Genomic DNA, 14,462 nt, shown 5'->3' with positions numbered 1-14,462 from the left:
GTTACCGGTGACCGGCGTCGCCGGTCACGCGCCTCGGCGCGTTCGCGCCCGAGGGGGTCTCAGGGGCAGCGCACGACCTGACCGGCGTAGGTCAGGCCGCCGCCGAAGCCGAACAGCAGGACCGGGGCGCCCGAGGGCACCTCGCGCCGCTCGACCAGCTTCGACAGGGCCAGCGGGATGCTCGCCGCCGACGTGTTGCCGGACTCGACGATGTCCTTGGCGATGATCGCGTCCGGAATGTTCAGCCGCTTCGCGATGCCGTCGATGATCCGGCCGTTGGCCTGGTGCGGCACGAACGCGGCCAGCTCCGACGGGGCCACGCCGGCCCGCTCGCAGGCCTGCAGCGCGAGCGGGGCCAGCGCGGTGGTGGCCCAGCGGAACACCGACTGCCCCTCCTGCGCGATGTACGGCTGCCAGCCCTCGATGCGTACCGCGTCGCTCTTCTCCGGCGCGGAGCCCCAGACCACCGGCCCGATCCCGGCCGGCTCGTCGTCGGCGGTCGCGGTCACCACGGCCGCCCCGGCGCCGTCGGCGAAGATGATGCAGGTCGAGCGGTCGGTCCAGTCGGTGAAGTCGGAGAGCTTCTCGGCGCCGACGACGATCGCGTTGCGCGCCGCGCCGGCCCGGATCGCGTGGTCCACGGTGCCCAGCCCGTACGCGAAGCCGGAGCAGGCGGTGTTGAGGTCGTATGCGGCGGGCGCGGTGACGCCGAGCTTCGCCGCGACCCGGCAGGCCACGTTGGGACTGCGGTCCACCGACGAGCAGGTGGCCACCACGACCATGTCGATGTCGGCGGCGGTGAGGCCGGAGTTGGCGAGCGCCTTGCCGGCGGCGGCGGTGGCCATGTCGGCGACCGTCTCGTCGCCCGCGATCCGCCGGGTGGCGATGCCGACCCGGTCCCGGATCCATTCGTCGCTGGTGTCCACCATCTGCGCGATCTCGTCGTTCGTGACGACGCGGGAGGGCTGGTAGTGCCCCATCGCGACGATCCGGCTGCCGGCCATTTAGTGCGTTCCTCCGATGCGGACGAGGGGCTGGCCCGGGGCGACCGGGTCGTCGTGGTGCGCGAGCCACTCGGTGAGCAGCCCGTTGTCGTGTGCGGTCACCTCGACCGGCCCCTGCGCTCCGGTGACGTGGCCGAGGACCTGGCCGGCGCGTACCTCGGCGCCCACCGTCGCCTCGGCCGCCCGGGCGAGGCGGCCGGCGGCGGGGGAGACGACCATCCGGAACCACGGCGCGTACGGGCGGGCGGGACCGGCGTGCCGGGCGATCAGCCGCCGCGCGGCGGGCAGGTCGGCGGGGGTGTTCAGGGTGACGATCTCGGGCGCGCCCTCGCCCTTGAGTTCCCGCTTGACCAGTCCGGCGAGGGTGCCGGCGGGCGGCAGCTCGATCACGCCGGTGACCCCGAGGTCGGCCAGCGTACGCATGCACAGGTCCCAGCGGACCGGGGCGGTGACCTGCCGGACCAGCCGCTGCAGCGTCTCCGGGCCGTGCCCGACCGGCGCGCCGTCGAGGTTGGACAGCAGGATCCGGGCCGGGGCGGAGGCGGTGACACCGGCGGCGACGGCGGCCAGCGCGGCCTCGGCCGGCGCCATGTACGGCGTGTGGAACGCGCCGGCCACCTGGAGCCGGATGATCCGGGTGCGGGCCGGCGGTTCGGCGGCGAGCTTGTCCAGCCCGTCGATCGCGCCGGCGGCCACGATCTGACCGGCGCCGTTGCGGTTGGCCGGGTGCAGCCCGTGGGACTGGAGCGCGGCGAGCACCTCGTCCGGGTCACCGCCGAGCACCGCGGCCATCCCGGTCGGTTCCAGCGCGCAGGCCGCGGCCATCTCGTGTCCGCGTACACCGGCGAGCGTCACGGCGGCCTCGGCCGGCAGTACCCCGGCCAGGGCGGCGGCGCCGAGCTCACCCACGCTGTGCCCGGCGACCAGCGCGACGTCGTGCATCGGCAGGTGCTCGGCGGCGAGCAGCGCGGCGGCGACCAGCAGCGGCTGGGTACGGGCGGTGTCCTTGATCTCGTCCGCGTCCGCCCGGGTGCCCAAATGGATCAGGTCCACCCCGGCCAGGGCCGACCACCAGCGCAGGCGCGCCTCGACACCGTCGAGGTCGAGCCACGGAGCGAGGAAGCCGGGCTTCTGCGAACCCTGTCCCGGAGAGAGTACGGCGAGCACGTGTACGACTCTGACGGATACTCGCGGGTCGCGCTGTAACGCACGGCACGAAACCGCACTAGAACCTTTGGAGGAAACCTACAAAAATCGGTGGGCGGTCATCGCCGGTCGGAGACCCCCGGTACCACCGGGTCGAGCCTACCCACAGTCAGCGCCACCTGCAGCGCGAAGGCGTCGCGCGGGGCCAGCGGCGAGAAGGCGGTCACCTCGGCGATCCGCTTCAGGCGGTAGCGCACGGTGTTCGGGTGCACGAAGAGCGCCCGGGCGGCGCTCTCCAGCGTGCCACCGGCGGCGAAGAACGCGTCCAGCGTCTCCAGCAGCTCGCCGCCGGAGCGGGCCAGTGCCGCGTACACGTCGTGGCGCAACCGGCGGCGGGCCTCGGTGTCGCCGGCCAGCGCCCGCTCCGGCAGCAACTCGTCCGCGGCGACCGGGCACGGCGCGGTCGGCCAGGCCGGCGCGGCCCGGAACCCGGCCAGCGCGGCCCGCGCCGACTCGGTGGCCTCGTCCAGGCTGGGCACCGCCGGGCCGACCACCACCGGCCCCTCACCGAAGGCGGTACGCAGCTTCTCCGTGGCCGCCACCGGGTCGGCGGCCCCGCCCAGCACGATGACCAGCCGGTCGCCGTGCACGCCGCCGATCACCTCGACGCCGATCCGCCGGGCCTGCCGGTAGACGGTGTGCAGCACGGCGGCCACCTCGCCGCCGGGGGAACGGCCGACCGCCACCGCGACCGGTGGGGCGTCCGTCCAGCCGAGCGCGGCGGCCCGGCTGGCCAGCACGTCCGGGGAGTCGCCGCGCAGCAACGCGTCGACCAGGAGCGCCTGCAACCGGGCGTCCCAGGAGCCGCGGCTCTCGGCGGCCCGGGCGTAGACCCGCGCGGCGGCGAACGCGATCTCCCGGGAGAAGCGCAGCACCGCCTCCCGCAGCGACTGCTCCTCGCCCGGCACGGCCAGCTCCGACACCTGCTCCTCGACCACGTCGATGGTCACCTTGATCAGCGCCACGGTCTGCTGGAGGCTGATCGAGCGGGCCAGCGCCTGCGGCGCGGCGGCGAAGACCTCGTCCGACACCTCCTGGGTGCGGTCGGTGGCGCCGCCACCCTGGCGCAGCCACTGCACCAGTGACCGCACGCCGGCCTGGGCCACGAGCATGACCCAGGAGCGCTGGTCGGCGGGCAGGTCGCGGAACCAGGGCAGTGTCTCGTCCATCCGGGCCACGCTGGCGGTGGCCAGGCCGCCCGCCGCCCGTTCGATACGGCGCAGCGTCGCCGACGTCTCCGTGCCGCCCGGTTCGCTCACCGCACCAGCCTGACATGCGCTGAGCAGCGGTTCCACTCCGAGGTGGCGGCTTCGCCGTGGCGTGACGATCTCCACCGGTACGCGCTGGCGATCTTGTCCGGGTGGGCCAGTACGGTGTCAGGGCGCGCCCGGGCTGTTCCGGCGGGCGCGCGAGGGCGACGGTGAGGAGGCCGGGATGGCGCAGGGGGAGGCCGAGCACGGTTGCGCCCAGGGCGAGCCGTGCCGGCGTGGCCACGACCAGCCGGTCACGGCCACGCACCCGCGTCGGCCGTGCCTGCACCACCAGGGCGAGCAGGCCGTCGGCCGGGCCGCGGAGCGCGCCGAGGACGAGCCGGCGGTGCCCCGTCAGCGGGCCGCCGAGCCGGCGCATCTCGCGGACGAGGCGTCGCCGGAGCAGGGTTGTCGCAGCGACCTGTCGGGCTGGGCGGGCGCCCACCGCCACGGCGCGGTACGCCCGCGCAACCGTACGGTCCGCCGGGAGCGCCCGCCGCGTCGCTGGTGCTGATGCGGAGCCGGGCGGGTTGACGCCGACGCGGTGTCGGGCCGGGCTCAGCGGGTGCGGCGGCGCACCAGCAGCGCGATGCCGGCGAGCCCGGCGGTGATGACCAGCACGACGCCCACGTTGAGCAGCAGCAGCCGCTGGAGTTCGCCGAGGGCGGTGTCGAGTTCGCCCACTGGGTCGAGCGCCTCCTCCGGCAGTACCCGCTCGCCGCCGCCGATGCCACCGGCGAGCGTGTCGAACTGCGCCGGCAACGGCACGCCTACCGAGCGCAGCGTCTCCGGCATGTTGAGCCGCCCGAGGAACCAGCCCGCGCGGAGGTTGCTCCGGTCCGGCTGCTTCGCCGGCCGGTAGACCCGCGGGCCGCCCTTGGCCAGGGGAAAGAGGTCGTAGGTGCGCTGCGGACCGGCGGCGACGTGCACCACCACCGTGTACTTCGGACCGAGGTCCGCGGCGGCCGGGCCGCGCAGCTGGCCGGTCGCGCCCAGCCACTTGATCTGGTCGATCACCAGGTGGACGTCGGCCGACCGGCTGTCGGTGCGCAGCCGCAGCGGCTCGTCGAGCTTGTCGCCGGTGATGTCGACGCCGGTCGGGGCGGGCGCGGGCGCCGGTTTCGGGGCGGCGTGGGCCGCCGTCGCGCCGGTCAGAGCCAGTGTGCACGCGAGGGCCGCCATCGTCCCGGTCACGGCGATCAGCAGCCGTCTCACCTTCCGGATCATCGCCGCCTCCTCGCCCCGTTCGATGGCTGGCTTCCGCTGCAGTCACACTGGACCGGTGTCCACCACAAAGACTCCGCAGAACGGCGCTCGGTTGCAGCAGGTGGAAGAGTATTTGGAACTATTTGCGAGCTGAGACCGACCAACGAGCGGTCGATGATCATCGGCCGGATCTTACCCGGACGGAGGGAACCATGGGGGGCAGGGTCGCCCGTACGGCGCGTACCTGGCTGGTGGTGCTCGGGGTGGTGGCGGCGTTCGCGCTGCTGCCGGCCGCGCCGGCCGCCGCGCACAACTCGCTGACCGGCAGCGATCCGCGCGACGGGGCCCGGCTGGCCGCCGCGCCGGAGCGGATCGAGCTGCGGTTCCTGGCCACGCCGAAGGAAGCCACGACCGAGGTCACCGTCACCGGGCCGGACAACGTGGCCGCTGCCGACGGCGCGCCGACCTTCTCCGGCAAGCGGGTGACCGTGCCGTTCCGGCCGGGCGCGGCCGGGCTCTACATCGTCACCTACCGGCTGGCCTCCGACGACGGCCACCCGATCAAGGGGGAGATCCGGTTCACCCTGACCACCGGCACCCCCGCCGAGGCGCCGTCGGCGAGCGCACCGCCCACGAGTGCCGCGCCCGCCGCGCCTACCAGCGCGGCGCCGAGCCCGACCCCGGCCGCCGCCGAGGCGGACGACGACGGGGGTACGGGCTGGCTGTGGGCGGCCGGCGCGGTGGTGGTGCTGGCCGCGCTGGGCGGCGGGCTGCTGCTGCGCCGCCGGGCCGCCCGCCGCTGACGCCGGCCGGTCAGCGGGAGCCGGCTCGCGGGGAACACTCCGCGTGACGCGGCCGGCGCAACGATCGCCGAAAACGCATATGCCTCTGAGTCATAATCATGACTCAGAGGCATATCGCTCGACAGGGTTACCTTTTCCCGGCCACGACACGCCCGGGCCGTCGGCGGGCCTGCCGCTCAGACCAGGCGTACGCGGGCGGCGCGCAGCCGGGTCAGCGTACGGTCGCGGCCGAGCACCTCCAGCGACTCGAACAGCGGCAGCCCGACGGTGCGGCCGGTGACCGCGACCCGTACCGGCGCCTGCGCCTTGCCCAGCTTCAGCCCGCGCTCCGCGCCGACCGCCTCCAGCGTGGCCTTGAGCGACTCCGCGTCCCAGGACTCCAGCGCCTCGAACGCGACGATCGCCGCGTCCAGCAGGTCGGCCGCGCCCTCCTTCATCGCCTTCGCCCACGCCGCCTCGTCGATCAGCGGGTCGGCCAGGAAGAGGAAGTCGACGTTCGGCACGATCTCGCTGAGCACCGCGATCCGGGTCTGCGCCAGCGGAGCCACCGCCGCGAACGCGGCCGGGTCGAACTCCTCGGGCTGCCACGGCGGCGGGGCGATGGTGTCGGTGCCGGTGAGCCACGGCTGGCAGGCGGCGACGAAGTCCTCCACCGGCAGCGCCCGGATGTAGTCGCCGTTGAACGCGCGCAGCTTCTTCTCGTCGAAGAACGCCGGGGACGGGTTGACCTCGTCCAGCCGGAACTCCTCCTCGATCACCGACCAGGGCACGATCTCCCGGTCGCCCGACGGCGCCCAGCCCAGCAGCATCAGGTAGTTGCGCATCGCGTCGGCGAGGTAGCCCTCGTCCCGGTACGCCTCCAGCGCGACCTTGTCCCGCCGCTTGGACAGCTTCTGCCGCTTCTCGTTCACCACCACCGGCACGTGCGCCCAGACCGGCGGCTTGACCCCGAGCGCGTCCCACAGCAGCTGCTGCTTCGGGGTGTTCGGCAGGTGCTCCTCGGCCCGGATCACGTGGGTGATCCCCATCGACATGTCGTCCACGACGTTGGCCAGCAGGAACACCGGGGAGCCGTCGCCGCGGGCGATGACGAAGTCCTCGATCAGCTTGTTCTCGAACGTCGGCTCGCCGCGCACCAGGTCGACCACCACGGTCTCGCCCTCGTCCGGCGTACGGAAGCGCAGCGCCCGGCCCTCGCCCGGCCCCAGGCCGCGGTCGCGGCAGAAGCCGTCGTACCCGCGCTGCTGCGGCCCGGTACGCGCCTGCACGTCCTCGCGGGTGCAGTCGCAGTAGTAGGCCCGGCCGCCCTCGTACAGCCGCTGCGCGGCGGCCCGGTGCTCGCCGGCGTACGAGGACTGGAAGTACGGACCCTCGTAGCTGCCCCGCGCGATGCCGATCCACTCCAGCGCGGACAGGATGCCCTCGGTCCACTCGGGCTTGTTGCGGGCCGCGTCGGTGTCCTCGATGCGCAGCACGAACACCCCGCCCTGCTGCTTGGCGAAGATCCAGTTCTGCAGCGCCGAGCGGGCGCCGCCGACGTGGAACATACCGGTCGGGGAGGGGGCGAAGCGTACACGTACCGTCACGTCCCCCAGCCTACGGCGGGCCGCCACCGAGAAAGGAAGGGCCCCTTCTTAACGCCTCCGGAGGTGAAGGGGCCCCTTCTTAACAAGCGCGGCAGCCGGCGGGCGTCACGGCACGGAGCGGATCTTCACGACCAGGGCGCTGCCGAGCAGCGTGACCGCCGCGGTCACCGCGTACAGCGTCGGGTAGCCGCCGAGGTGCACGACGATCGGTGCGGACAGCGCCGGACCGAGCACCTGCGGCGCCGAGTTGGCGATGTTGATCACGCCGAGGTCCTTGGCCCGGTCCGTGGCGGCGGGCAGCACCTGCGTGATCAGCGCGGCGTCCACCGACAGGTAGACGCCGTACCCGGCGCCGAGCAGCAGCGCCGCGACGATCGCCATCGGCCAGGTGGGTGCCACCGCCAGTAGCGTCGCCGCCACCGCCATGATCAGCCCGGAGGCGATCACGAAGACCTTGCGCCGGCCGGAGCGGTCGGACATGCGCCCGGCGGTCACGGCGGTCAGCATCATGCCGACCGTGTAGAGCAGGATCAGGATCAGCAGCGAGCCCTCTGGGTCGGCCACCCGTACCCCGTCGGTGAGGAAGTAGAGCAGGTAGAGCGTGCCCAGCGCGTTGCCGGTCTGCACCAGGAACCTGGTGAACCACGCCCAGGCGAAGTCGGGGTGGCGGCGCGGGCTGATCCACATCGAGGAGAACAGCGAGCGCAGCCGCAGCGGCGAGCGGTGCTCCCGGGGCAGGTGGTCGTCCTGGGTCAGCAGCGCGAACGGCAGCGACAGCAGCAGCACGGCGAGCGCGATCGCGGCGTACCCGGCGGCGTTGCCGGTCACCACGGCCGTCACCAGCACCGCGCCCAGCACCAGGCCCAGCGCCTGCGGGATGCCCACCCAGCCGGACACGCCGCCACGCTGCGCCACCGGCACCCGATCGGGGATCGCCGCGGTGAGGCTGGCCAGCATCGCGTTGAAGCAGACCTGCGCGGCCACCCAGGCCACCGCCACCCCGGCGATCGTGTTCTGCCGGGCCAGCAGCACCAGGGCGAGCGCGCCGATCACCGCGCCGAACGCGGTCCAGACGTGCCGGCGGCCGAAGTGGCGGTTGGCCAGCCGCAGCGAGGTGCGGTCGGACAACGCGCCGGCGAGCGGGTTCGCCAGCACCGCGGCGAGCGCGCCGACGCCGGTGACCACCGCCAGCATCGCCTCCTTGTCGGTCGGCGCGATCCGTTCCACCTGCTGCGGCAACAGCACCTGGATCGGGGTGAAGAACGCCATCCAGACGCCCAGGTTGGCCGCGAAGATCAGCGCGATCCAGCTCCGCCGTACCGGCACCGTCGGTTCGGCGAGCGCCGCCGGCAGCGAGGCCGGCGTCGGGTTCACAGTGGTCACCGCCGGACCAGGTCCCGGAACCAGGCGTACGACGACTTCGGCGTCCGCCGCTGCGTGTCGAAGTCGACGTGCACCAGGCCGAACCGCTTGGTGAAGCCCTCGGCCCACTCCCAGTTGTCCAGCAGCGACCAGACGAAGTACCCGGTCACCGGCACGCCCTCGGCCATCGCCCCGCGCACCGCGCGGATGTGCCCGTCCAGGTACGCGATCCGCTCCGGGTCGTGCACCCGGCCGTCGGCGTCCGGCGCGTCGTCGTACGCGCAGCCGCTCTCGGTGATCTGGATCGGCGGCAGCGCGTCGCCGTACCGCCGGTGCAGTTGGAGCAGCAGGTCGCGCAGGCCGTCCGGCGCCACCGGCCAGTCGAACGCGGTACGCGGGTAGCCCTCCAGCGGCACGATGTCGAACGGCAGCGGCGAGCCCGCCTCGGGCGCCCGGATGGCGGTCGGGTTGTAGTAGTTGACCCCCAGCACGTCGATCGGCGCGGCCAGCACGTCCAGGTCGCCGTCCCGGATCACCGCCGGGTCGAGGCCGGGAGCGTCCGGGTAGCCGCGCCCGAGCAGCGGATCGGTGAACAGGAGGTTGTGCAGCGCGTCGTACGCCGCGGCGGCGGCCCGGTCCGCGTCGGTGTCGCCGGCGACCCGCACCGGGGAGTAGTTGTTGGCGATCGCCACCGGGGACGTGGTGCGGGCGCGCAGCGCGGAGACCGCCAGACCGTGCCCGAGAAGCTGGTGGTGGGCCACCGGGAAGGCGTCGAACAGCAGCATCCGGCCGGGGGCGTGCACGCCCATGCCGTAGCCCATGCTCATGTGGATGAACGGCTCGTTGAGCGTGATCCAGAGCTTCACCCGGTCGCCGAGCCGGGCGGCGGCCAGGTCGGCGTACTCGGCGAAGCGCGCGGCGGTGTCCCGGTTCAGCCAGCCGCCGGCGTCCTCCAGCGGCTGCGGCAGGTCCCAGTGGAACAGCGTGGCGACCGGGTCCACCCCGGCGGCGAGCAGGCCGTCCACCAGCCGGTCGTAGAAGTCCAGCCCGGCGGCATTGGCCGGGCCCGTGCCGTCCGGCTGGATCCGGGGCCAGGCGAGCGAGAACCGGTACGCGGACACCCCCAGCCCGGCCAGCAGCGCGGTGTCCTCGGCGTACCTGTGGAAGTGGTCGCAGGCCCGGTCGCCGGTGCTGGCGTCGGCGACCCGGCCCGGCTCGTGCGCGAACGTGTCCCAGATGGACGGACCGCGACCGTCGGCAGTGGTCGCGCCCTCGATCTGGTACGCGGAGGTGGAGACCCCCCAGCGGAAGCCGGCGGGGAACTCGGGCATCGGCGCGGTCGTCAAGGCACCCTCCAAGACATGAAGCGTGCTCGCGACTCTAGGGCTCGGCGGACCGCCGCGCCATAGGCCGAGATGACTGGGTGGCGCAAGGGAGTTCGGCGTGTCTTTTCCGAACCCGTCCGCTTAAGTCCGATTTACACATAGAGTGCCAAATATCGCGGATGTGATTTAAGTGGGGGAAAGATACTCATGATCCTCGTGGAACGAAGCGCGCACGTGGCGGCGCCGGTGGATGTGGTCTGGGACGTGGTGCAGCGCGCCGAGCAGCTGCCGGCCTGGCTGGCGGGAGTCCGCGCGGCCGAGGTCCTGTCCGGGGAGGGATTCGGGCGGCGGCAGCTGGTCCAGGCCGGACGCGGCGCCGCGCACGAGGCCGAGGTGATCGCCTTCCAGGAGCCGACCCTGATCGGCTGGCGCGAACGCGCGAAGGGTGCCGGCGCCCGAGCCGAGGCGCGCACCGAGATCTACGTCCAGCTGACCCCGGACGAGGAGGCCGGCGGCACCGTCGTACGCCTGATCGTCGTGCGGTGGCCCGCCGGACCCGTCAAGGCGGCCCTGCTCCGGCTCGGCCTGCGCCGGGTCGGCGCCGACCTGGAGGACTCGCTGGCCCGGCTGACCGACCTGGCCGCCGTCGGCTGACCGAGCCCAGTCCCGGCGTCGCCCGCGATGGTGACGGCCCGGCGTTCCCGCCAGGGACGCCGGGCCGTCGTTCTACCCGAGGTTGTTAAGAAGGGGCCCCTCCTCTACCGGAGGCGTTAAGAAGGGGCCCTTCCTTTCAGCTGTCGCCGCCGGTCTCGCCGACCGGGGCGGCGTTGACGTCGTCCAGCGCGTACTTGCGGGCCGCGTCGGCCGGCACGTGCGCCGGCACCACACCGCGCAGCGCGAGCTGGCGCAGCGTGGCCACCGCCACCGACTCGGCGTCCACGTGGAAGTGGCGGCGCAGCGCGTGCCGGGTGTCCGACATGCCGAACCCGTCGGTGCCGAGCGAGGTGTAGTCGCCGGGTACCCAGCGGGCGATCAGGTCCGGTACCGCGCGCATCCAGTCGCTGACCGCGACCTTCGGCCCGTCGGCGTCGGCCAGCTTCCGCGCGATGTACGGCACCCGCGGCTCCTCGCCCGGGTTGAGCAGGTTGTGCTCCTCGCACTGGACCGCGTCGCGGCGCAGCTCGGTCCAGGACGTCACCGACCACACGTCGGCGGCCACGCCCCAGTCCTCGGCGAGCAGCTGCTGGGCCTTGAGCGCCCACTGCATGCCGGTGCCGGAGGCGAGGATGTTCGCCTTCGGCGCGTCGTCGCCGACCTGCGGCGCGGGGGAGTAGCGGTGGATGCCCTTGACGATGCCCTCGACGTCCACGCCCTCCGGCTCGGCCGGCTGGAAGATCGGCTCGTTGTAGACGGTGAGGTAGTAGAAGATGTTCTCCTGCGCCTCGCCGTACATCCGGTGCAGGCCGTTCTCCACGATGTGCGCCAGCTCGAAGGCGAACGCCGCGTCGTAGGAGACCACCGCCGGGTTGGTGGCGGCGAGCAGCAGCGAGTGGCCGTCCTCGTGCTGCAGGCCCTCACCGTTGAGCGTGGTCCGGCCGGCGGTCGCGCCGAGCACGAAGCCCCGCGCCATCTGGTCCGCCGCCGCCCAGAACCCGTCGCCGGTGCGCTGGAAGCCGAACATCGAGTAGAAGATGTACAGCGGGATCATCGGCTCGCCGTGCGTCGCGTACGCCGTGCCGGCAGCGGTGAACGAGGCCACCGAACCGGCCTCGTTGATCCCCTCGTGCAGGATCTGGCCGGTGGTCGACTCCTTGTAGGACAGGAACAGGTCCCGGTCGACCGCGGTGTAGCGCTGACCGTGCGGCGAGTAGATCTTCTGCGTCGGGAACAGCGAGTCCATACCGAACGTACGGGCCTCGTCCGGGATGATCGGCACCCAGCGCTTGCCGAACTCCTTGTCCTTCATGATGTCCTTGAGCAGGCGGACGAACGCCATCGTGGTGGCGACCTTCTGCTTGCCCGACCCGCGCTTGACGTCGGAGAACCGCTCGCTGCCCGGGATGGCCAGCGTCTTGCGGGCGGTGCTGCGCGTGGGCAGGTAGCCGCCGAGCTGCTGACGCCGGTCCTTCAGGTAGGTGATCTCGTCCGACTTCTCGCCCGGCGTGTAGTACGGCGGGAGGTACGGGTTCTCCTCCAGCTGCTTGTCCGGGATGTCCAGGTAGAGGCGGTCGCGGAAGAGCTTCAGGTCCTCCAGCGTCAGCTTCTTCATCTGGTGCGTGGCGTTGCGGCCCTCGAAGTGCGAGCCGAGCGTCCAGCCCTTGATCGTCTTGGCGAGGATCACCGTCGGCTGGCCGGTGTGCTCCATCGCCGCCTTGTAGGCCGCGTAGAGCTTGCGGTAGTCGTGGCCACCCCGCTTGAGGTTCCAGATCTCGTCGTCGGACAGGTGCTCGACCATCTTGCGGGTCCGCGGGTCGCGGCCGAAGAAGTGCTCCCGCACGTACGCCCCGGACTCCGCCTTGTAGGTCTGGTAGTCGCCGTCGGGCGTGGTGTTCATCAGGTTGACCAGCGCGCCGTCGGTGTCCGCGGCGAGCAGCGGGTCCCACTCCCGGCCCCAGACGACCTTGATGACGTTCCAGCCGGCGCCCCGGAAGAACGCCTCCAGCTCCTGCATGATCTTGCCGTTGCCGCGGACCGGTCCGTCCAGGCGCTGCAGGTTGCAGTTGATCACGAAGGTGAGGTTGTCCAGCTCCTCGCGGGCGGCCACGCCGATCGCGCCGAGCGACTCGACCTCGTCCATCTCGCCGTCGCCGAGGAACGCCCAGACGTGCTGCTGGGAGGTGTCCTTGATGCCCCGGTGCTGCAGGTAGCGGTTGAACCGCGCCTGGTAGATGGCGTTCAGCGGCCCGAGACCCATGGAGACGGTCGGGAACTCCCAGAAGTCCGGCATCAGCCGCGGGTGCGGGTACGACGGCAGCCCGCCACCGGGGTGCGACAGCTCCTGCCGGAACCCGTCGAGCTGGTTCTCGCTGAGCCGGCCCTCCAGGAACGCCCGCGCGTACATGCCGGGGGAGGCGTGGCCCTGGTAGAAGATCTGGTCGCCGCCGCCCGGGTGGTTCTTGCCCCGGAAGAAGTGGTTGAAGCCCACCTCGTAGAGCGACGCGGAGCTGGCGAACGTGGAGATGTGGCCACCGACGCCGATCTCCGGGCGCTGCGCCCGGTGCACCAGCATCGCGGCGTTCCACCTGATGTACGCCCGCAGCCGCCGCTCGACGTGCTCGTCACCCGGGAACCACGGTTCGCGCTCCGGCGGGATCGTGTTGATGTAGTCGGTGGTGGTCAGGGACGGCACCCCGACCTGCCGCTCGCGGGCCCGCTCCAGCAGGCGCAGCATGACGTACCGGGCTCGCTTTGTCCCGCGCTCGTCGATGACACCGTCGAGCGACTCGACCCATTCGCTGGTCTCTTCAGGGTCGATGTCCGGAAGCTGGCTCGGCAGACCAGCGGTGATCACCGGGCGCTTGCGTTCCGTAGCCACAGGCGTTCCCTCGGTTTCGTGTGGGATAGGTCTCTAGCGCCATCCTGCCCCCTGGTGGCGCGTGCCGTCACCTCTCCCACCCTCAGACGCGACGCTGAACACAGGTACCCATCAGTAACTTTGCGCGATCACCGGATGCGCTATCGGCGGGCGGGGCGAGGAACCGGGCGCTGCGGCAGAATGCGCCGTATGCGCAGTGAGGTGATCACCGTCCGGACCGGCTCCCGGCCGACCGTCCGGGACATCACGAGCGAGGCCGAACGGTTCGTGTCCGGCGCCGGCGACGGCCTGCTGCACGTCTTCGTCCCGCACGCCACCGCCGGGCTGGCGATCATCGAGACCGGCGCCGGATCCGACGACGACCTGCTGCGGGCCCTGGACGACCTGCTTCCCACCGACGACAGGTGGCGGCACCGGCACGGCTCGCCCGGGCACGGACGCGACCACGTGCTGCCGGCGTTCGTGCCGCCGTACGCGACGCTGCCGGTGCTCGACGGGCGGATCCAGCTCGGCACCTGGCAGTCGATCTGCCTGGTCGACACCAACGGCGACAACCCCGACCGCCAGGTGCGCTTCTCGTTCCTGCCCGGCTGAACGACGGCGCAGATAGTGGAGTACGTCAATTGTTGACTGGTCACGTACAATCGACCGATGGCGCACTCCACTGTCTCCGCTGAGCAGCCCGGCCCGGGTGACCGGCCGGGCCTGGCCGGGGACACCGTGCGCCGGATCCTGCACGTCGCCGCCGCGCTGCGCCACCACCAGGACGAGGCGTTCGCCGACCTGGGGCTCACTCCGGCGGCCGCCCGCGCGCTGCACCAACTGGACCCGGACCGCCCGCTGCCGGCCCGCGACCTCGCCGAGCAGCTCGGCTGCGACAGGTCGAACGTCACCGGCCTGGCCGACCGGCTGGAGCGGGCCGGGCTGGTGGAACGACGCACCGACCCGGCCGACCGGCGGCAGAAGGCGCTCGTGGTCACCGAGCGCGGCCGGGAGGTCCGCGAGCGGGTCGCCCACGTCATGTCCGACCCCCGGCTGCTCGACGACCTGAGCACCGCCGAACTGGCCGCGCTACGTGAACTCGTCTTCAAGGTCTCCGACGGCGGCTGTCCGGAGGAGTGCGGCGAGGTCTGAGCCACGCCGGGCGGAACGTGTCCGACTGGGCGCGGCGGGCCCGAGTCGGTA

The 14,462-nt window shown here is 72.6% G+C and carries 13 protein-coding genes; 5 read left to right on the top strand and 8 right to left on the bottom strand.

What is annotated here, in order from left to right:
• Positions 1-59 precede the first annotated feature (59 nt).
• The 3 genes from PVK74_RS13740 to PVK74_RS13730 form a co-directional block, all read right to left on the bottom strand.
• A complete protein-coding gene (locus PVK74_RS13740; protein ID WP_043329189.1) occupies positions 60-1,004 on the bottom strand; it encodes a beta-ketoacyl-ACP synthase III in 945 nt (314 codons plus the stop codon).
• Entirely contained in the window at positions 1,005-2,171 is a 1,167-nt protein-coding gene (locus tag PVK74_RS13735) for an acyltransferase domain-containing protein (protein ID WP_274479171.1), read from the bottom strand.
• A gap of 98 nt (positions 2,172-2,269) precedes the next feature.
• On the bottom strand, positions 2,270-3,544 hold the full coding sequence (locus tag PVK74_RS13730; RefSeq protein WP_274479170.1) for a PucR family transcriptional regulator: 1,275 nt from the start codon (positions 3,542-3,544) through the stop codon (positions 2,270-2,272).
• Between the two features lie 100 nt (positions 3,545-3,644).
• Between PVK74_RS13730 and PVK74_RS13725 the strand changes: the two genes are divergently transcribed.
• Complete coding sequence (locus PVK74_RS13725; protein ID WP_274479169.1) at positions 3,645-3,974, top strand: hypothetical protein; 330 nt, start codon at positions 3,645-3,647, stop codon at positions 3,972-3,974.
• A 44-nt stretch (positions 3,975-4,018) separates the two neighbouring features.
• On the opposite strand, the gene PVK74_RS13720 is transcribed toward PVK74_RS13725, so the two are convergent.
• On the bottom strand, positions 4,019-4,687 hold the full coding sequence (locus PVK74_RS13720; RefSeq protein WP_166456679.1) for a hypothetical protein: 669 nt from the start codon (positions 4,685-4,687) through the stop codon (positions 4,019-4,021).
• 191 nt (positions 4,688-4,878) lie between these two features.
• On the opposite strand from PVK74_RS13720, the gene PVK74_RS13715 reads away from it, so the two are divergent.
• Positions 4,879-5,469 carry a copper resistance CopC family protein gene (locus PVK74_RS13715; RefSeq protein WP_274479168.1) on the top strand — a complete coding sequence of 197 codons (591 nt, stop codon included), beginning with the start codon at positions 4,879-4,881 and terminating at the stop codon, positions 5,467-5,469.
• A gap of 176 nt (positions 5,470-5,645) precedes the next feature.
• On the opposite strand, the gene gltX is transcribed toward PVK74_RS13715, so the two are convergent.
• From gltX to PVK74_RS13700, 3 genes are all read right to left on the bottom strand, one after another.
• Positions 5,646-7,016, bottom strand: coding sequence for a glutamate--tRNA ligase (gene gltX, locus PVK74_RS13710; RefSeq protein WP_274479278.1), 1,371 nt, complete (start codon positions 7,014-7,016; stop codon positions 5,646-5,648).
• Positions 7,017-7,160: 144 nt separating this feature from the next.
• Positions 7,161-8,438 carry an MFS transporter gene (locus PVK74_RS13705; RefSeq protein ID WP_274479167.1) on the bottom strand — a complete coding sequence of 426 codons (1,278 nt, stop codon included), beginning with the start codon at positions 8,436-8,438 and terminating at the stop codon, positions 7,161-7,163.
• The gene (locus PVK74_RS13700) at positions 8,435-9,748 is read right to left on the bottom strand and encodes a GH1 family beta-glucosidase (protein ID WP_043329210.1); all 1,314 of its coding nucleotides are present in this window, start codon (positions 9,746-9,748) and stop codon (positions 8,435-8,437) included. Before PVK74_RS13700 ends, PVK74_RS13705 begins: the two co-directional genes overlap by 4 nt.
• A 201-nt stretch (positions 9,749-9,949) precedes the next feature.
• On the opposite strand from PVK74_RS13700, the gene PVK74_RS13695 reads away from it, so the two are divergent.
• A complete protein-coding gene (locus tag PVK74_RS13695) occupies positions 9,950-10,396 on the top strand; it encodes an SRPBCC family protein (protein ID WP_030503643.1) in 447 nt (148 codons plus the stop codon).
• 136 nt (positions 10,397-10,532) lie between these two features.
• Here the strand turns inward: PVK74_RS13695 and aceE are convergent, their stop codons facing one another.
• Positions 10,533-13,277: a pyruvate dehydrogenase (acetyl-transferring), homodimeric type gene (gene aceE, locus PVK74_RS13690; RefSeq protein WP_043329212.1), complete on the bottom strand. Its 2,745-nt coding sequence runs from the start codon at positions 13,275-13,277 to the stop codon at positions 10,533-10,535.
• A gap of 189 nt (positions 13,278-13,466) precedes the next feature.
• Between aceE and PVK74_RS13685 the strand changes: the two genes are divergently transcribed.
• Together PVK74_RS13685 and PVK74_RS13680 are read left to right on the top strand one after the other, a co-directional pair.
• Positions 13,467-13,871: a secondary thiamine-phosphate synthase enzyme YjbQ gene (locus PVK74_RS13685; protein ID WP_197494962.1), complete on the top strand. Its 405-nt coding sequence runs from the start codon at positions 13,467-13,469 to the stop codon at positions 13,869-13,871.
• Between the two features lie 57 nt (positions 13,872-13,928).
• Positions 13,929-14,411 carry a MarR family winged helix-turn-helix transcriptional regulator gene (locus tag PVK74_RS13680; protein WP_064448237.1) on the top strand — a complete coding sequence of 161 codons (483 nt, stop codon included), beginning with the start codon at positions 13,929-13,931 and terminating at the stop codon, positions 14,409-14,411.
• Positions 14,412-14,462 lie beyond the last annotated feature (51 nt).

It is taken from the genome of Micromonospora chalcea, assembly GCF_028768405.1.
In the GTDB taxonomy this organism is placed as follows: Bacteria; Actinomycetota; Actinomycetes; order Mycobacteriales; family Micromonosporaceae; genus Micromonospora; species Micromonospora chalcea.
This window is presented reverse-complemented; position numbering and strand designations above follow the sequence as displayed.